Annotated in this window: 17 protein-coding genes; 8 read left to right on the plus strand and 9 right to left on the minus strand. The window is 75.4% G+C overall.

Annotated elements, in window-relative coordinates; all coding sequences use genetic code 11:
* The first annotated feature begins 45 nt into the window (after positions 1 to 45).
* Together AC3ERT_RS15365 and AC3ERT_RS15370 are read left to right on the plus strand one after the other, a co-directional pair.
* Positions 46 to 1,083, plus strand: a complete 1,038-nt coding sequence (locus tag AC3ERT_RS15365; protein WP_435134712.1) for a DMT family transporter — start codon at positions 46 to 48, stop codon at positions 1,081 to 1,083.
* A gap of 76 nt (positions 1,084 to 1,159) precedes the next feature.
* Positions 1,160 to 2,143: a serine/threonine dehydratase gene (locus AC3ERT_RS15370; protein WP_435174688.1), complete on the plus strand. Its 984-nt coding sequence runs from the start codon at positions 1,160 to 1,162 to the stop codon at positions 2,141 to 2,143.
* 110 nt (positions 2,144 to 2,253) lie between these two features.
* On the opposite strand, the gene AC3ERT_RS15375 is transcribed toward AC3ERT_RS15370, so the two are convergent.
* A complete protein-coding gene (locus tag AC3ERT_RS15375) occupies positions 2,254 to 3,585 on the minus strand; it encodes an aminotransferase class I/II-fold pyridoxal phosphate-dependent enzyme (RefSeq protein WP_435174647.1) in 1,332 nt (443 codons plus the stop codon).
* Positions 3,586 to 3,620: 35 nt separating this feature from the next.
* Here AC3ERT_RS15375 and AC3ERT_RS15380 point away from each other — a divergent pair, with 35 nt between their 5' ends.
* Complete coding sequence (locus AC3ERT_RS15380) at positions 3,621 to 4,397, plus strand: pyridoxamine 5'-phosphate oxidase family protein (protein WP_435174650.1); 777 nt, start codon at positions 3,621 to 3,623, stop codon at positions 4,395 to 4,397.
* Positions 4,391 to 5,035, plus strand: coding sequence for an FMN-binding negative transcriptional regulator (locus AC3ERT_RS15385; RefSeq protein WP_435174653.1), 645 nt, complete (start codon positions 4,391 to 4,393; stop codon positions 5,033 to 5,035). Before AC3ERT_RS15380 ends, AC3ERT_RS15385 begins: the two co-directional genes overlap by 7 nt.
* On the opposite strand, the gene AC3ERT_RS15390 is transcribed toward AC3ERT_RS15385, so the two are convergent.
* The 3 genes from AC3ERT_RS15390 to AC3ERT_RS15400 all read right to left on the minus strand — a co-directional run bounded on the left by AC3ERT_RS15390 (position 5,024) and on the right by AC3ERT_RS15400 (position 8,367).
* Positions 5,024 to 6,169 (minus strand): DMT family transporter, encoded by a 1,146-nt coding sequence (locus AC3ERT_RS15390; protein WP_435174655.1) that lies wholly within the window; start codon positions 6,167 to 6,169, stop codon positions 5,024 to 5,026. The genes AC3ERT_RS15385 and AC3ERT_RS15390 overlap by 12 nt on opposite strands.
* Before the next feature lie 319 nt (positions 6,170 to 6,488).
* Positions 6,489 to 7,538 carry an EamA family transporter gene (locus tag AC3ERT_RS15395; RefSeq protein ID WP_435174657.1) on the minus strand — a complete coding sequence of 350 codons (1,050 nt, stop codon included), beginning with the start codon at positions 7,536 to 7,538 and terminating at the stop codon, positions 6,489 to 6,491.
* A gap of 94 nt (positions 7,539 to 7,632) precedes the next feature.
* Complete coding sequence (locus AC3ERT_RS15400; RefSeq protein WP_435134696.1) at positions 7,633 to 8,367, minus strand: pyridoxine/pyridoxamine 5'-phosphate oxidase; 735 nt, start codon at positions 8,365 to 8,367, stop codon at positions 7,633 to 7,635.
* 231 nt (positions 8,368 to 8,598) lie between these two features.
* On the opposite strand from AC3ERT_RS15400, the gene AC3ERT_RS15405 reads away from it, so the two are divergent.
* Positions 8,599 to 9,678, plus strand: a complete 1,080-nt coding sequence (locus AC3ERT_RS15405) for a LacI family DNA-binding transcriptional regulator (RefSeq protein ID WP_335982017.1) — start codon at positions 8,599 to 8,601, stop codon at positions 9,676 to 9,678.
* A 103-nt stretch (positions 9,679 to 9,781) separates the two neighbouring features.
* Here the strand turns inward: AC3ERT_RS15405 and AC3ERT_RS15410 are convergent, their stop codons facing one another.
* On the minus strand, positions 9,782 to 10,393 hold the full coding sequence (locus AC3ERT_RS15410; RefSeq protein WP_335982019.1) for a PadR family transcriptional regulator: 612 nt from the start codon (positions 10,391 to 10,393) through the stop codon (positions 9,782 to 9,784).
* 165 nt (positions 10,394 to 10,558) lie between these two features.
* Between AC3ERT_RS15410 and AC3ERT_RS15415 the strand changes: the two genes are divergently transcribed.
* On the plus strand, positions 10,559 to 11,383 hold the full coding sequence (locus AC3ERT_RS15415) for an SAM-dependent methyltransferase (protein WP_435134867.1): 825 nt from the start codon (positions 10,559 to 10,561) through the stop codon (positions 11,381 to 11,383).
* A gap of 56 nt (positions 11,384 to 11,439) precedes the next feature.
* On the opposite strand, the gene AC3ERT_RS15420 is transcribed toward AC3ERT_RS15415, so the two are convergent.
* Positions 11,440 to 12,300 carry an MOSC domain-containing protein gene (locus tag AC3ERT_RS15420; RefSeq protein WP_435134691.1) on the minus strand — a complete coding sequence of 287 codons (861 nt, stop codon included), beginning with the start codon at positions 12,298 to 12,300 and terminating at the stop codon, positions 11,440 to 11,442.
* Between the two features lie 119 nt (positions 12,301 to 12,419).
* On the opposite strand from AC3ERT_RS15420, the gene AC3ERT_RS15425 reads away from it, so the two are divergent.
* On the plus strand, positions 12,420 to 12,611 hold the full coding sequence (locus tag AC3ERT_RS15425; RefSeq protein WP_335984292.1) for a DUF1059 domain-containing protein: 192 nt from the start codon (positions 12,420 to 12,422) through the stop codon (positions 12,609 to 12,611).
* Positions 12,612 to 12,729: 118 nt separating this feature from the next.
* On the opposite strand, the gene AC3ERT_RS15430 is transcribed toward AC3ERT_RS15425, so the two are convergent.
* Both AC3ERT_RS15430 and AC3ERT_RS15435 read right to left on the minus strand, forming a co-directional pair.
* A complete protein-coding gene (locus AC3ERT_RS15430) occupies positions 12,730 to 13,536 on the minus strand; it encodes a CPBP family intramembrane glutamic endopeptidase (RefSeq protein WP_435134864.1) in 807 nt (268 codons plus the stop codon).
* Between the two features lie 223 nt (positions 13,537 to 13,759).
* Positions 13,760 to 15,253, minus strand: coding sequence for a glutamate-cysteine ligase family protein (locus AC3ERT_RS15435; protein WP_335984290.1), 1,494 nt, complete (start codon positions 15,251 to 15,253; stop codon positions 13,760 to 13,762).
* A 475-nt stretch (positions 15,254 to 15,728) separates the two neighbouring features.
* On the opposite strand from AC3ERT_RS15435, the gene AC3ERT_RS15440 reads away from it, so the two are divergent.
* Complete coding sequence (locus tag AC3ERT_RS15440; RefSeq protein ID WP_335984288.1) at positions 15,729 to 16,316, plus strand: hypothetical protein; 588 nt, start codon at positions 15,729 to 15,731, stop codon at positions 16,314 to 16,316.
* 96 nt (positions 16,317 to 16,412) lie between these two features.
* On the opposite strand, the gene AC3ERT_RS15445 is transcribed toward AC3ERT_RS15440, so the two are convergent.
* Positions 16,413 to 16,607 carry a DUF5999 family protein gene (locus AC3ERT_RS15445; RefSeq protein ID WP_335984286.1) on the minus strand — a complete coding sequence of 65 codons (195 nt, stop codon included), beginning with the start codon at positions 16,605 to 16,607 and terminating at the stop codon, positions 16,413 to 16,415.
* Positions 16,608 to 16,728 lie beyond the last annotated feature (121 nt).

Raw genomic sequence — 16,728 nt, forward strand, 5'->3', positions numbered from 1 at the left:
AAAAACTCGCTTGTTCTACGACGTCGGAGCGGTCATCGTGGAGCCATGACGACTTCCGCCCGTCCCGGCGCGGCCGCCGGCCTGTCCGCCGCGCCGTCCGCCGGGTCTTCCGCCGCGCCGTCCGCCGCACCACTCGTCCCGGTGCCCGCCGCGGACCTTCCCGAGCCGGTCCCCGCCGCGCGCCTGCCGCGGCTGGGGCGGCTGCTGGACTGGCGGGTGCGCTTCACCGCGCTGGGCCTGGTCTGGGGCTTCAGCTTCCTGTTCATGAAGGTGGGGAACGAAGCGTTCGCGCCGCTCCAGGTCACCCTGGGCCGCCTGGTGTTCGGCGCCGCGGTGCTGGCCGTCGCGGTCGCGGTGAAGCGGGAGCGGCTGCCGCGCGGGGCCCGCACCTGGCTGCATCTGTTCGTCGCCGCCATCCTGCTCAACTCCCTGCCGTTCACGCTCTTCGCCACCGCCGAGCAGAGCATCCCGTCGATGCTGGCGGGGATATGCAACGCGGCCACCCCGCTGTTCTCGATGCTGGTCTCGCTGGTGGCGCTGTCGGAGGACCGGCCGTCGCGGCAGCGCTTCGCCGGGGTGGGCCTGGGCTTCGCGGGCGTGCTGACGGTGCTCGGCGCCTGGCAGGGCTTCTCCGGCCAGGACCCGAAGGGCACGCTGATGGCGCTGACCGCGGCGCTTTGCTATGCGGTGGGCTGGGCGTATGTGCGGCGCACGCTGAGCACCAGCGGCAACTCCCACCTGGCGATGTCGGCGAGCCAGTTGGCACTGGCCGCGCTGCAACTCCTCGTCATCACCCCGCTGTTCACCTCGATGCCGTCGTCGTTCCCGGTGAGGCCGGTGCTCGCGGTGCTGGCGCTGGGCGCGCTGGGCACCGGAGCGGCCTTCCTGGTCCAGTACGGACTGGTGGCGGAGAAGGGCCCCACGATCGGGTCGATGGTCACCTACCTCATACCGATCGTCGCCACCGCCGCCGGCGTGCTGCTCCTCGGCGAGTCGCTGAGCTGGAACGAACCGGTGGGGGCCGTGGTGATCCTGGTGGGTGCGGCGCTGACCCAGCGGCGGCCCAGGGACGGCCGGGCGTAGCGTGTCGGTGCGGCGCGCCTCCACCCGCGACCGGCCGCCGCCCGCCCTCACCGACCCCTATCGCTACGGAGCCCAGGTGCACGAGATCAGTTACGGAGACGTCAAGGCCGCCGCGGACCGGGTGGCCGGCCGGGTCCGGCCGGTGACGGTCGTCCCGCCCGCGGGCGGCGCGCGGGACCCGCAGGAGCCGCAGGTGTGGCTCGCGCTGGAGTACATGCAGCACACCGGCTCCTTCAAGGCGCGCGGCGCGCAGAACTTCCTCGCCGCCCACCGCGAGGCGGGCACCCTTCCCGAGGCCGGCGTCTGTATCGCCAGCGGTGGCAACGCGGGGCTGGCGTGCGCCTGGGCGGCCCGCCAGCAGGGCCTGACCGCCACGGTGTTCCTGCCGGAGAACGCCCCGGCGCTGAAGGTGGCCAGGCTGCGCGGCTACGGCGCGCAGGTCCGGCTGGCCGGCACGCAGTACGCGGAGGCGCTGGAAGCGTGCGAGCACTTCGCCGCGGAGTCCGGGGCGCTCGCCGCGCACGCGTACGCCGACCCGTACGTCAGCGCCGGGGCGGGCACCTTGATGGAGGAGATCCACGCGCTGGTGCCGGACCTGGACACGGTGGTGGTCTCGGTGGGCGGCGGCGGGCTGTTCGCCGGGGTCGCGGCGTCCGCGCGGCAGCACGGGGTGCGGGCGGTCGCGGTCGAGCCGGAGCACTGCCGGGCGCTCAACGCGGCGCTGGCGGCGGGCGAGTTGGTCGACGTGGAGGTGGCGTCCGTGGCCGCCGACGCGCTCGGCGCGCGCCGCGCCTGGCAGGGGGCGCTGGCCGCGGTGCGGCAGCAGGACGCGCGGTCGGTGCTGGTCGGTGAGGAGCAGATCATCGCGGCCCGCCGACTGCTGTGGGAGGAGCGCCGGATCGTGGTCGAGCACGCCGCCGCCACCGCGCTGGCCGCGCTGCTGCCGCCGGGCAACCCCTCCCACGGGTACCGGGCCGCGCCCGGGGAGAAGGTCGCCGTGGTGCTGTGCGGGGCGAACACCGACCCGACGGACCTGCTGGCCCCGGCCGCCGCGCACTGACCGCGGCGGCCCGGCGCCCGCCGCGTGCGGGAAAGTCGGCGTGCAGGAAGGTCGGCGTGCAGGGAAGCCGCCGCGTGCACGGGAGTCGGCGCGCCCCCGAGCCGGCCGGCTCAGCCGAAGCGGCTCGCCCCCGGCGAGTGCAGCACCTCGGCCACGGCGTCGGCGAGCGGCTCGATGTCGGCCGGGCCCAGCGGGGAGACGGTGATCCGGATGCCGGGTGAGGAGTCGAGCCGGAAGCGGGCGCCGGGTGCGACGGCCCAGCCGCGCTGGAGCAGCCCGGCGACGGCACCGGTCTCGTCGGCCACCGGCGCCCAGACGTTGAGGCCGCACCGCCCGTGGGCGGCGATCCCGCGCGCGCCGAGCGCCCCGATCAGCGCGTCGCGGCGTACGGCGTAGGAGCGGGCGGTACGCACCGGGTCCACGGCGTGCTGCTCCCACAGGTGCACCACCGCGCGTTGCAGCAGGTGGCTGACCCAGCCGGCGCCGAGCCGGTGCCGGCCCCGCACCCGGGCGACGGTGACCTCGTCGCCGGTGAAGACCGCCAGCCGCAGGTCGGGGCCGTACGCCTTGGCGGTGGAGCGGATCAGCGCCCAGTGGTCGGTGGCGCCGGACAGGCAGTGCAGGGGCAGGTCCACCATGCCGTGCAGGTGGTCGTCGTCGACGACCAGGACATGCGGGTGGGCGGCCAGCAGGGCGCGCAGTTCGGCCGCGCGGGGCGCGGACAGGGCCGCGCCGGTGGGGTTCTGGCCGCGGTCGGTGACCAGCAGGGCCCGTACCCCGGCGGACAGCGCGCGCTCGACGTCGGCGGTGCGCGGCCCTTCGTCGTCGACGGCGACGGGCACCGCGCGCAGCCCCATCGCGGGTACCAGGTCGAGCACGCTGCCCCAGCCCGGGTCCTCCACGGCGACCGCGTCGCCGGGCCGCAGGTGGGCGGTGAGGACGCGTTCGATCGCGTCGAGCGAGCCGGAGGCGAGGCCGATCGGCCCGGCGGGCACCCCGTCGGCGTCGAGGGCGGCGCGGGCGAGGTCGGCGAGGTCCGGGTCGACGGCGGTGCTCCCGTACAGGCCGGGGGCGATGGCGTGGTGGGCGGCGGCCGCGGCCAGGGCGTCGGCGAGCGGCGGGAGCAGCGCGAGGTCGGGGTTGCCGGTCGACAGGTCGCGGGTGCCGGCGGGGACCTCGATCCGGATGGCCGCGCGCGGCGCGACGGCCGGGCGCTCCCGCACCCGGCTGCCGCGGCGCCCGGCGGTCTCGATCACACCGCGGTCGCGCAGCAGCCGGTAGGCGGCGGCCACCGTGTTGGGGTTCACCGCCAGTTCGCGGGCGAGTTCGCGCAGCGGCGGCAGCAGGGCACCGGGCCCCAACGCGCCCGCGCCGACCGCGCGTTCGATGTCGGCGGCAATTGCCGATGCGCCGCGCCCGGTGATTGAGTATTCTCCTAGCACAAACGACAGTATGCACTAGTTCAAAGGATCGCACCATGTCCACCGCGCCTACCTCCCCTGACGGGCCCTCCCCCGCCGAACCCGCACCCCCTGCCGAACCCGCCGCCTCCACCGCGTCCACCCCGGGCCCCTACCCCGCCACCGACCGCACCGTCCCCACCCGCTCCGCCGACCGGGCCTCCTACGACCGCGACGTCGTGCACGCCATCCTCGACGCGGGCTACCTCTGCCACCTCGGCTTCGTCCGCGACGGCGCCCCAGTGGTGCTGCCCACCCTCTACGCGCGGCACGGCGAGCGGCTGTACGTGCACGGGTCGACCGGTTCGCGGCCGCTGCGGGGCGCGCGCGGCGCCGAGGGCCTGGCGGTGTGCCTGACGGTGACGCACATCGACGGGCTGGTGCTGGCGAAGTCGGCGTTCCACCACTCGATCAACTACCGCTCCGTGGTGGTGCACGGCACCGCCCACCAGGTCACCGACCCGCAGGAGCGGGCCCTCGCGCTGGACGCCATCGTGGACCAGGCCGTACCGGGCCGGGCCGCCGACTCCCGCCCGGCCAACGCCAAGGAGCTGGCCGCCACCGCCGTGATCCGGCTGGACCTGCACGAGGTGTCGGCGAAGATCCGCACCGGCGGGCCCAACGACGAGCCCGAGGACCTCGACCTGCCGCACTGGGCCGGGGTGGTCCCGGTCGCGCCCGCCTACGCCGCCCCCGTCCCGGCCGCCCACCAGGCCCCGGCCGCGCCGCTGCCCGGCTACCTCGCGCCCGCCGGCCCGCGCGGCACCGCCCGGACGGAGGGCGCGGCATGCTGATCCACCCCTGGGACGCGGCCGCCGACGACGCCGAGTGGCAGCAGTGGCTGGCCGCCCACGACTTCGGCCAGCTCGCGGTGAACGGCCTCGGCGGCGAGCCCCCGTTCGTCCAACCCACCCACTTCCTCTACGACCCGGCGCCCGGCCCGCACGGCGAGGTCCTGCTGCACCTGGCCCGGCCGAACCCGATGTGGCCGGCGCTGGCGGCCGCGCCGCAGGTCACCCTCAGCGTCGTGGACGACCACACCTTCATCCCCGGCCCCTGGCACGCCGCGCCCGGCACCCCGCCCGAGCACGGCACCCCCACCAGCTACTACGCCGCGGTGCAACTCACCGGCACCGCCCACGTCCTGGACGACCCGCGGGCCAAGGCCGACCTGCTGGAGCGCCAACTCGCCCACTTCCAGCCCGATGGCGGCATCGCCCCGGTCGCCCCCGGCCAGGAGCCCTTCGGCCGCAAACTCGCCGGCATCCGCGGGGTGCGGATCGAAGTCACCCGGGTCCGGGCGAAGTTCAAGTACGGCGGCAACAAGCCCGAGGAGGTGCAGCGCCGCGTCACCGGCCTGCTCGCCGACCGCGCCGCACCCGGCGACGCGGCCGCGCGAGCCCACCAGCTGCGCCGCCGGTCAGCCGGCTGACGAAGCGGCCGCCTCGGCGCCTCCCGGCTGCTGCCTGGCCTCCTCCCAGGCCAGCGCTCCGACCGCCACCAGCAGCACCAGCGTCCCGGCCAGGGTGGCCGCGGTGAGCCGCTCACCGAGCAGGGTGACCGCCAGCACGGCCGCCGACACCGGTTCGATCAGCGCCACCACCGACACCGTGGCCGCGCGCAGCACCGCCGCGCCCGCGAAGTACAGCGCGTAGGCGAGCGCGGTCGGCACCGAGGCGAGGAAGCACAGCAGCGCCAGGGTGCGGCCTAGGTGTTCGGCGTGCGGCAACAGGCCCTCCGCCCACGCGGCGGGCAGCAGGACGACCGCGCAGATCCCGAACGACCACAGCGAGGTGGTCAGCGGGTCGCCGGCGTCGCCGCGGCTGCCGTGCCAGCGGGTCAGCAGCGTCATCCCGGCGTACCCGGCCGCCGACAGCACCGCCAGCAGCACCCCGGCCGGGCGCACCTGGGCGTGACCGCCGCCGAGCACCAGCACCGCCAGGCCCACCAGTGCGCCGCCCACCGCGACCGCGCCGCCCCGGCCGAGCCGCTCGCCCATCACCGCCCGGGCGACCAGCGCGATCAGCACCGGCCCCGAGCCGAGCGTGACCACCGTGGCCACCGCGAGCCCGGTCGACCGCACCGCGCAGAAGTACGCGACCTGGAAGAGGGTGAGCCCGGCGCCGGTGACCGCGATCCGCACCAGCCGCGCCCGCAGCGGCACGGCCGGAACCGGTCGTACGGTCGACGGCCGCAGCCCGCCCGCGCCGGCGTCGTCGTACGCGCCCTCATAGGCGCCCTCGTACGGGTCGGGCGCCGCCCCCGCGGTGCCGCCGGCCGGTACGGCGACCGGCGCCGGTGCGACGGCCCCGGGCGCGGCCACCCGCGGCGCGGGCAGCGCATCCGGGGCCGCGCCCCGCGCCGGGCGCAGCGCACGGGCGGCGAGCAGCAGGGCGAAGCCGCCCGCCGCCCGCCAGAAGGTCAGCGCGAGCGGGCCGAGGCCGCTCCCGCGGTAGAGGAGTGCGGCGACGGCGCCCGCCGTGCCCCACGCGGTCGCCGCGAACACCACATACAGCAGCCCTCGCCCGGACGTGACCCGGGCAGCCGAAACCTGTGGACGTGACAAGGGAAGTCTCCCGCCGGAAAGGTGAGTTGAGGAGCGAACATCACCGTCTGCGGGCAGCACACATCGCCGTGGGGCACCGAAAGGCGCCACGGCGGGCCGTTACCTGGACCCGGACCGGCCTGCGGCCCGGTTCACGCCGCCCGCGTCAGGCGGCGGGCGGGGGAAGCACAGCGAAAGAGCGCATGCGACCACCCTAGCGGTCGCGCGGCCGACGGACGGACGCGATCACACAAGCCGGCGGCGGCGGCGACGCGCAGACCGGCCGACCCGCCGACCGCCGACCCACAGATCCGCCGGCCCGCGCCCGCAGGGCCCCGCGCTACCGCGGCGGCGCGAGGTCCGGTTCGGCGGGCTGCTCGGGAAGCGCCGGCGGTGCGGCCGGGCCGGGCTCCGGCACCGCGCCGGGCAGGGCCGTCTGCGCCACGAACGCCCCGGCCAGCACCAGCGCTCCGCCCAGCACCGGCGGAAGCCCGAGGTGCTCGCCGAGCAGGAACCAGGCGAGCACCGCGCCGACCACGGCCTCGATGCAGGCGACGACCGCGGCGACCGGCGGGCTCAGCTGCCGTACGGCCATCACACCGGTCAGGTAGGCGACGACCGTGCAGACCAGCACGATCCAGCCGACCAGCAGGATGCCGGGGACGTCCGCGTCGCCCAGCGGCACCTGGTGCGCGAGGGAGGTCCAGGCGATGTCCCACGGGCGCGCGACGAGGGTGAGCGCCGCGGTGGCGACCAGCAGCGCGTGGGCGATGACCGCGACCGGGTCCGGCCCGCCCTCCTCGTCACCGCCGCCGTCCAGCAGGCCGTCCGCCCGCTCGCGGCCGGTGTCGGCGGCCGCGCCGTCGCGCCCCCGGTGGCCGGCCAGCAGGAAGTACGCGACCTGGCAGCAGGCCGCGCCGAACGCGCAGGCCAGGCCGACCGGCGCGAAGGCGAGCCCGGACCAGATCCGGACCACGAAGCACATGCCGCCGACGGCGAGCACCACACCGGCCACCGCCGAGCGGCTGACCCGGCGCCGCTGCACGAACCGCACCCAGCCGAGCAGCAGCGCCGGGCCGAGGTACTCCACGAGGATCGCAATGCCGACGGGTATTCGGGAGATCGCCAGGTAGTACAGCGCCTGGACGCCTGCGATGCCGAGCAGCCCGAAGCCGATCACCAGCCCGGGCTGCCGGAACGGCAGCCGCCGGTGCCGCAGCGCGACGGGCAGCAGCACCAGCGCCGCGCCCGCCACCCGCATCCACACCACGTGCAGCGGCTCGAAGCCCGCCTCGATGAGCGGCTTCGCCGCCACCCCGGAACCGCCGAAGGCCGCGGCCGACAGCAGGGCGAGCCCGACACCGTTGCTCCGCACCTGAGTTGACCGCATCAGGACATGATGGCAGTCCACGACAGCAGCGTCACGCCGGGTGCCGCCCGCCCACCTGCGGCGATCCGGAAGCCGATCATCCGGAAGACCCTGGTCACGGCCACAGCAGCGTCCGCGACCACCCCTCCCCCGCGGCCGCCCGCCCGTACCGGACCCGTACGTGGAAACGCGCCGGGTCGGCCTGCCAGAACTCGGCCTCGGCCGCGTGCAGCCGGTACAGGGTGTGCGTGGCCGGCACCCGCTCCGGCTCGGCGGCGACGAGGTCGCGGGCCGCGCGCAGCGCCGCGTCGTACTGTCCGGCGGACTCCAGCGGCGCGCTCACCGGGCCGGCGAAGGCGGCGGCGCGGGCGGACTCGCCGCGGCCGCGGAAGTCGCGCGCGGCGGCGTCGCGGCCGAGCACCTCGACCGGTCCGGCCATCCGGATCTGCCGGCCCTGCGAGGGCCAGTACCAGGTCAGGGCCGCCCGGGGGTTGGCGGCCAGGTCGCGGCTCTTGCGGCTGCGGGAGTCGGACGCGAAGTCGTAGGCGCAGCCGGCGGTGTCGATGCCGCGCAGGATCAGGACGCGGGCGCTGGGGGCGCCGTCGGGGGCGGCCGTGCTGAGCGTCATGACCTGCGGCTCGGGCACTCCGGCGTCGATCGCCTCGGCCAGCCAGCGGGCGAAGAACGGCCCGGGGGCGTCCGGTACCCGCTCCGGATCGAGGTGCGGCAGCGCTCCGGCGAGTACGGGCACGGCGCGGGTACGGGCGAGGAGTTCCTCGTCCGCGCGCCGCGCCGGGTCCGAACCGGGGCCCTCGCCCGGGCTGTTGCCGCCGTCCGCCTGCTCGTCCATGCCGTGCCCCTTCTGCCGTACCGCCTGCGCCGTCCCGCTTGGGTCGGCCCGCTTGCGCCGTCCCGCCACCTTGTCGCAGCGGGCACCGTCCATCACACACCGCGACCGGGGGAAGCGCGGGTTGCCCCGCCCGGCGGCCCGAGCAGGCCGCCGGAGCCGTAAACGCTTCCGGCCCCTCGGACGCCCCCGCCGGTATTCGCCGGCGGCCGGGACTGTACGCAGGCCGTTGTCGTGCCGCACCCTTACGGGAGCGCTTTCCTGTCCGAACTCGCGCAGAACGGGTACCTCGTGAACATCCGTGAACTCGCCCGCCGCAGCGGGGTGTCGACCGCCACCGTCTCGCGGGCGCTCAACGACCGCGCGGAGGTGAGCGAGGCCACCCGCGCGCGGATACGCCAACTGGCCACGGAGTTGGGGTACGCGCCCAATGAGCCGGCCCGCACCCTGGTCCGGCGCCGCTCGGACACGATCGGGCTGATCTGGGACAGCGGGCAGGAGGCGCAGGGCCTGCACAACCCGTTCCTGCTCGGGCTGCTCAGCGCGGTGCGCACCGCGCTGTCCGAGGCCGACTACCACCTCATGCTGCTCACCACCGCGGGCGCCGACGAGCCCGACGGCGCCTATCTCCAAGCGGTGCGGCGGCACAACCTGGAGGGCGTGATCGTGCTGACCACGCCGCCGGACGACCGCTGCCTGCGCGCGCTCGCCGCCTCCACGGTGCCCTGCGCGGGCATCGACACCGCGTTCACCGGCCCGCGTACGGTGCGGGTCAGCTCCGACAACGCGGCGGGCGCGGCGGCGGCCGTCCAGCACCTGTACGAGCTGGGGCACCGCCGGATCGCCACCGTCACCGGCCCGCTGCACCTGCCGCCCGCGGCCGAGCGCCTGACCGGATACCGGCGGGCGTGCGAACGGCTGCGGCTGCCGGTGCCGGACTCCTACGTGGTCGAGGGGGACTTCTTCCTGGCCAGCGGCGAGGCGGCGGCGCGGGGGCTGCTGGACCTGCCCGAGCCGCCGACCGCGATCTTCGCGGCGGGCGACCAGATGGCGATCGGGGCGATGCACGCGGCGGCGGACGCGGGGCTGTCGGTGCCGCGGGACCTGGCGGTCGTCGGCTTCGACGACATCGACGCGGCGGCGCTGGTCCGCCCGGCGCTCACCACGGTCGCGCAGGACCAGCGCGCGCTGGGCGAGGCCGCGGTCGCGGCGCTGCGCGGGCTGCTGGACACCGAGGCCGGGCGCCCGGCGGACCTCGTGCACTCCTACATCGTGCCGACCCGGCTGCTGGTGCGCGGCTCCAGCGGCGGGTAGGGCCTGCCACGCACGAGCGGTCCGCCGCCGGGCGCGATGCCCGGCGGCGGACCGCTCGGATACGTCGGACACGGCGCCGGTCCGTCCGGCGCCGCCACGGGTCCTACTTCCCGATGTCCTCGTCCGCGAGGATGAGGTACAGCTTCTTGCGCGCGTCGTTCACCACGGTCAGCGCCCTGTCGCGCTGTTCCGGTGTGCCCGTCGCCCAGACCTGGCGGAACGCCTCGATCAGCCCGCCGCCGGCCTTCCTGACCTCATGGAGCGCGTCCCAGTCGACGCCGCGACCGGCGTCCTCCCAGGGCGCGTCGGGGCCGGCCTCGGCCTCGGTCCGGCCCGCGTCGGTGAGCGTGAACAGCTTCTTGCCGCCCTCGGTCTCGCTGCCGATCAGGCCCTCGTCCTCCAGCAGTTGCAGCGTCGGGTACACCGAGCCGGGGCTCGGCCGCCACGCGCCGCCGCTGCGGTCGGCGATCTCCTGGATCATCTCGTAGCCGTGCATCGGGCGGTCGGTGAGCAGCGCCAGGATCGACGCCCGCACGTCACCGCGCCGGGCGCGTCCGCGCGGTCCGCCGCGCCCCCGCCCGCCGGGCCCGAACGGCCCGCCGCCGAAGGGCGGCCCGAACGGCCCGAACGCCGCCCGCGACCCCTCGTACTCGCCCCACCCGTGATGTCCGGGTCCGCGCTTTCCGTGTCCATGTGCATGTCCTTGGGAACGCATGATGTCGCTCCTTCCATCGTTGATCGTTAGCGACAGCTCAACGATATATCGGAATACATCGAAGAGCAACCCCCGGGTGGAAGCCGCCGACCCGGCCCCCCGAGGGGAGCAGTCCTCTAGGCTGGCGCGGTGACGGATGAGCGGGAGCCGGTGCGGCCATCGGGGGTGTGGGCCACGGCCGTGGAGGTGGCCCGGGTGCGGGCGCTGGAGAGCGAGCGGCACGACGCGCTGTTCCACGACCCGCTGGCCCGGGCGTTCGCCGCCGCGGGCGGACGGTGGCCCGCTTCCGCGCCGCCGGCCGACGTCGCTGATGACGCGGGCGAGCGCCGGCGCCGGCTGGCCGTGGCGTCCTGGATCGTGATCAGGACGAGGTTCCTGGACGACCTGGTGCGGCAGGCGGCGGCGTCCGGGGTCCGGCAGGTCGTGCTGCTCGGCGCCGGACTGGACAGCCGGGCCTTCCGGCTGGAGTGGCCGCAGGGCACCCGGCTGTTCGAGGTCGACACCGCCGCGCCGCTGGACTTCAAGGCAGCGGTGCTGCGCCAGGAGCGGGCCGTCGCCCGCTGCGAGCGGAGCACCGTCGCGGTGGACCTGCGGGAGGACTGGCCGGCGGCGCTGGCCGCCGCGGGGCACGACCCGTCCACGCCCACCGTGTGGGTCGCCGAAGGACTGCTGGTCTACCTGCCGCGGGACGCGGTGGAAGGGCTGGTGGCCCGGATCGGCGCGCAGTCGGCGGCCGGCAGCCGGATGGGGCTGACGCTGGCCGCGCGCGGCGCGGTGAGGCGCTTCGGCGCGGACGCCGCGCCGGGCTCGGCCACGTCCCTGTGGGTCTCGGAGGTGCCCGACGACCCGGTGGGCTGGCTGGCCGGGCACGGCTGGGATGCCGATGACCACACCCTGCGCGGGCTTGCCGCCGCCTACGGCCGCCCGTACGGCGCCCCGCCGCACCGCGAGGAGCGGCTCGGCAGGCTGGTCTCGGCGGTCCGCCGGTAGCGCTCGGCGCGGCTGCGGGCGGCGCGGGGGCCGCCGCGGGCGGCGCGCAGAGCGGGCTACCCGGCCGCCGGGAGGAGGGTGAGCGGAGAACCGGGGGTGATGCGGCCCGGGCGGAGGACCTGCGCGTACACACCGGCACAGGGCTGCGGGTCGGAGTCGGGCATGGGGGCCACCCGGTTGTGGGCCGCCGGAACCCGCAGGGCGCCGGTGTCGCGCGGCAGGGCGCCGTGCCGGAGGGTCGGGATCGCGCAGCGCGGGGTGCGGGCGATGACCCGCAGCGTGAGGTGGTCGCCGATCCGCAGGTCCCGGCCGAGCCAGTCGTTCTCCACGAAGCCGCTCCCGGCGCCGTCGATCACGATGTTCGGCCGGTAGCGCGCCACCGCCGGCGCCCCCTGCGGGCTCAGCTCCCCGATCCGGCGCAGCGTGGCCGAGGTGATCAGGTGCAGCGGGGCGAAGTCGAAGAAGGTGCCGGCGGGGGCGGCGCCGCCCAGCCGTCCCACGTCCACGCCGACGCGGGCGCGGACGCCCTCGCGCAGCACCTCGTCGGGGTGTGCCCGGTCCAGCTCCGCCCGCTCCGGCGGCCGGGCGGTCAGCGTGACGGGCTGCTCCAGGACGTCGGAGAGCCGCTGGTCCACGTCGGCGTCGGTGCTCCGCAGCTCCTTGCCGTCCGGCAGCAGAATCCGTACCGCCTCCGGTGCCGCCTCGGCGCTCAGCGTGAGCAGCCGCCGCCACAGCCTCGGGTTCTTCGCGCTGGCGACCTTGCCGCTGCCGCGGTGCACCAGCGCGAGCGCCCGGTCGTACGGCATCCCGCGCTCGGTCACGTCGGCAGCGGTGACCGCCTCGCCGAGCATCGACTTCACGGGGTAGCGCAGCAGCGCCCCCACCACGGCAGCGGGCACAGCCTCGGGTCCGGTCACCGTGCAGAGCCTGCCCACCCCGGTTTTCCCGGTCAAGCCATATATCCCGTGCCGCACCGGTCCCCGCGTCCCGGGCAGCGCCCGCACTACCCTGGGAGACGAAGGAGAGGAGGTGCGTCATGCGCAAAGTAGCCGACTGCCGGGACTACCCGAGCGAGTCGAACTGCACCCTCACCATCTCCGGCGAGGAGGACGAGGTCGTCCGTGCCGCCAGCGAGCACGCGACATCCGTGCACGGCCACGACGACAGCCCTGAACTGCGCCAGCAGATCCGCGGCATGCTCAAGGACGAGGTCCCGCAGCACGTCTGACCCGCCCCCGGCGCCGGGCGGCCCGTCCCCGGCTCCCGCGCACGACCGGTACCCCTCTTTCCGTGCGCGGCCCGTACGCGGTACGCCCCGGCGCCGCCTCCTGCCGGCGCGGCGCCCGTCATCCGGTGGGCAGCCAGCCCACCTTCCCGGCGAGCAGCGCGTACCCGACGAAGGCGACCGTGTCGATCAGCGAGTGCGCGGCGACCAGCGGCCCGATCCGGCCCCAGCGGCGGTAGAGCAGCACGAACACCACGCCCATCGCCATGTTCCCCACCATGCCGCCCACGCCCTGGTACAGGTGGTAGGACCCGCGCAGCACCGCGCTGGCGGCCAGCGCCGCAGTCGGCGACCACTTCAACTGGTCGAGCCGGCGCAGCAGGTACCCCACCACGATGACCTCTTCGAGCACCGCGTTCTGCACGGCTGAGGCGATCAGCACCGGGATGCGCCACCACACCGCCGGCAGCGACTCGGGCACCACCGTGAGGTTGAACCCGGCGGCCCGCGCGCCCAGGTAGAAGGCGAGCCCGGTGCCGCCGATCACCGCCGCGACCAGCGCGCCGCGGGCCAGGTCCCAGCGCGGCCGGGTGAGGTCGAAGCCGAGCGCGGGCATCCCGACCCGCTCGCGCGCCAGCAGGTGGGCGACCAGCGCGACCGGGACGAGCGCGGTGGCGATGTAGAACACCTGCCAGGCCAGGTCGAGCCAGGGGCGGCCGGGCGCCGCCGAACCCACCAGCGTCGCGGCCTGGTCCTTCAGCGCGCCCGGCCGGGTCACCGACCCGATGAAGCTGATCACCGCGGAGACGCCGCTCGCGCCGAGCGACAGCGCCAGCACGATCAGCGTCTCGCTGCGCAGCGTCCGCTCCTCCAGCAGCGGCTGCGGCCGCTCCGGCTGCCCGGCCTCGGCCTGTACTGATGCCTGCACGCGGTCCTCCCGTGTCGTCGTGGACACGATACGAAGATCCCGCCCGCCGCCCTACCACCGCACCACCCCGCACCGGTGCCGCGCTCGCGCGGTGGGTGCGCCGCGCGAGCCTACGCCACCCGCCTGGGTCGTCATGTCCGCGACCGGTCCGCAGCGCGCCCCGGCACCCGTACGGCGGCAGGCGCGCGGCGGGGCGGGCAGCGGGGTGTGCGGCGGGGGCCGGTCAGCCCGGGAGCGGCCAGGTGTGGACCGGGGCGCCCTCGGTGGACAGGGCCCGGTAGCGCTGCGTCATCGCGGCGAGCGCCGCCCGGCGGTCCAGGCCGCGGTCGAGGTAGTGGTGGAAGGCGTCGGCCTGCCAGCGGGCGCCGTTCGTCCGGCGGCGGCAGCGCTGCTCGATGATCCCGAGGTAGTGGTCGCGGTCGGCCGGGTCGATGCCCCAGGCGTCCAGCCCGGCGGCGGCCAGCGGCAACAGCTCGTCGCGGATCAGGTCGGCCGCCGGCACCTGGGCGAGCGCGGTGCCGCGCGGGCGCGGCCAGTGCAGCACCGCGTCCACGCCGTCCCGGCAGGCCGCGTCGAAGTTCGCGGCGGCGGCGCCGAACGGCAGCCGCTGCCAGACCGGCCGCGGCGCCTCGGCGAGCGAGCGCACCAGGCCGTAGTAGAACGCCGCGTTGGCGATGACGTCGGCGACGGTCGGCCCGGCGGGCATCACCCGGTTCTCCACCCGCAGGTGCGGCACCCCGTCGACGACCTGGTAGACCGGGCGGTTCCAGCGGTAGATCGTGCCGTTGTGCAAGGTCAGCTCGCGCAGTTCGGGCACCCCGCCCTCGTCGAGCACGCGCAGCGGGTCCTCCTCGTGGCAGATCGGCAGCAGCGAGGGGAAGTAGCGCAGGTTCTCCGCGAACAGGTCGGCCGCGGAATCGATCCAGCGCTCGCCGAACCAGGTCAGCGGCCGTACGCCCTGGGCCCGCAGTTCCTGCGGGCGGGTGTCGGTGGCCTGCTGGAAGAGCAGCGGGCGGGTCTCGCGCCACAGTTCGCGGCCGAAGAGGAAGGGCGAGTTCGCCCCGATCGCCACCTGCGGCGCGGACACCGCCTGCGCGGCGTTCCACGCCGGCCCGAAGCGGCCCGGGGTGACCTGGAGGTGCATCTGCATGGAGGTGCAGGCCGCCTCGGGCGCGATCGAGGCGGAGGTGTAGACGAGGTGCTCGACGCCCTCGATGTCGAGGGTGATGTCCTCGCCGCGCATGGCGAGGATGCGGTCGTTGAGCAGGGTGTAGCGGTCGGCGCGGGAGAGGTTCGCCGAGACCAGGTCCTGGGCCTGGAGGGTGGGCAGGATGCCGATCATCACGATGCCGGCGCCGACCTCGCCGGCCATCCGGTCGGCGTAGCCGAGGCCGGTGCGCAGTTCCTCGGCGAGCCGGTCGAGGACCCGGCCGGAAAGCGCGTGCGGCGCGATGTTCACCTCGATATTGAACTGGGCCAGCTCGGTCTGGAAATCACGGCTCGCGATGCGCTCCAGCACCTCTTCGTTCATCATGCGGGGCAGCCCGCGGGAATCCGCGAGATTCAATTCGATCTCCAGGCCCATGAGATTGCGCGGCCGGTCGAAGCGCTTCTCCGCCAGCAGCCGCTCCAGCCCCAGCAGGCACTGCTGGAGCTTGTTCCGGTACATGCGCCGGTCGGCCAGGTCGAACGCCCCGGCCGCGACCTTCTCCCCCATCGAAGCGTCCCTCCTCGTGCGGGTCCTCACGGGAGGATGCCCCATGGAACTGATCGATAACGCCCACCTCGACCGGGTGTGCACGCTACGCTTGCCGTAGTGGCCGACAGCGGGCACGTGCCGATGGCACATTCGGCCCAGGACACGGCGGGAAATCCCGCCTATTGGCACCGTATGTTTCCGGCCGACCGTACACCGCGGAAATCGCCGACGACCGCGCGGCAACCTGCGGCAATGTCGACTGCGGCCGTCCGGAGGAAGGCGGATTACCGCCTTGCGGGTAATGCCGGCGGCCGGTAGATGAAACATGGAGCGAACATACGTCGTATAAACTCCGCGCACGAGGCAGAGTATCCGCCGTCGCCGGGCGAGCTTGAGCAGTAACCCTCACCAGGTACTGACCGCGGCCGTCCGCATCTCGCCCGCACCGCTTTGTGCCCGCACCACGTGTCTCCCAGTGAGAGGCGACAACACCATGCCGCTGCTTGTCCCCCCAGCACCCGCACCCGCCCTGTTGAGCGTCCTGGCGGCGCTCAGTTCGCCCACCGCGGTCCTGGAAGCCCGTACCCCCGCCCTGCGCACCGCGGAGGGGCCGCTGGACGCCGAACACCCCCTGCCGGTCCATGTGTTCGAACCCGCGTCGGTGCCCGGCGGCCTGCCCCACGCGCGGCTGGCCGGCTGGCGGTTCCATATCAGGGCTGGGGCCCGGGTGGCCGCGGCGGGCGAGACCGTGGCGACCCCCGACGGATGGGTGTTCTCGCGCTTCTCCGAGGGCCCCTACCTGGCCTCCACCGAGCGCGCGCTGCGCCAGGCCGAACCGCTGCCGGCCACCTACCAGCCGCACCTGCTGTCGGTGCCGAGCCGCTACATGATGGCGCTGTGGCTGCACTCGGTGCCGCGGGCCGACGCCGCCACCGCGCAGCCGGACCCGGCCGACCTGGTCATCCCGCTGGCCCCGGCGCCGCCCGGGATCGCCTCGCACCGGGTGTACCGGATCGTGGAGATGGCGCCGCTGCTCAACAGCTGGCTCGCCCCGCCGCCGCTGGCCGGCTCGCCCGCGTAGCCCGCAGAGCACGCCTTCGGCACGAGCAAAGCCGGTTTCCCCGGGCGCGGCAAGGCCCGGGGGAACCGGCTTTCGTTGCCCCCGTCGTACTCCCCGTCAGGCGCCTGCCGCGGCCAGCGGCCGGTGCGGCGCGATGATCTGCCCGTCGGGCAGGATCTCCCCGGTGTCCTCGAAGAGCAGCACCCCATTGCACAGCAGGCTCCAGCCTTGCTCCGGGTGGTGGGCCACGATCAGGGCGGCCTCACGGTCGGCGCTGTCGGCGGTGGGGCACTGCGGCTCGTGCTTGCACATGGTCACTGGTGTCTTTCGCTGCGAGAGGTGAATGGTGCGGTCGGTCGCGTGGCCTGCCTGGCTCATGTGGGTCCCCCGTTCTCGCGCGGCCGGTCCCAGTCTTGCGCCCCGGACGGCCTTC

This window comes from Actinacidiphila sp. bgisy145, assembly GCF_057708125.1.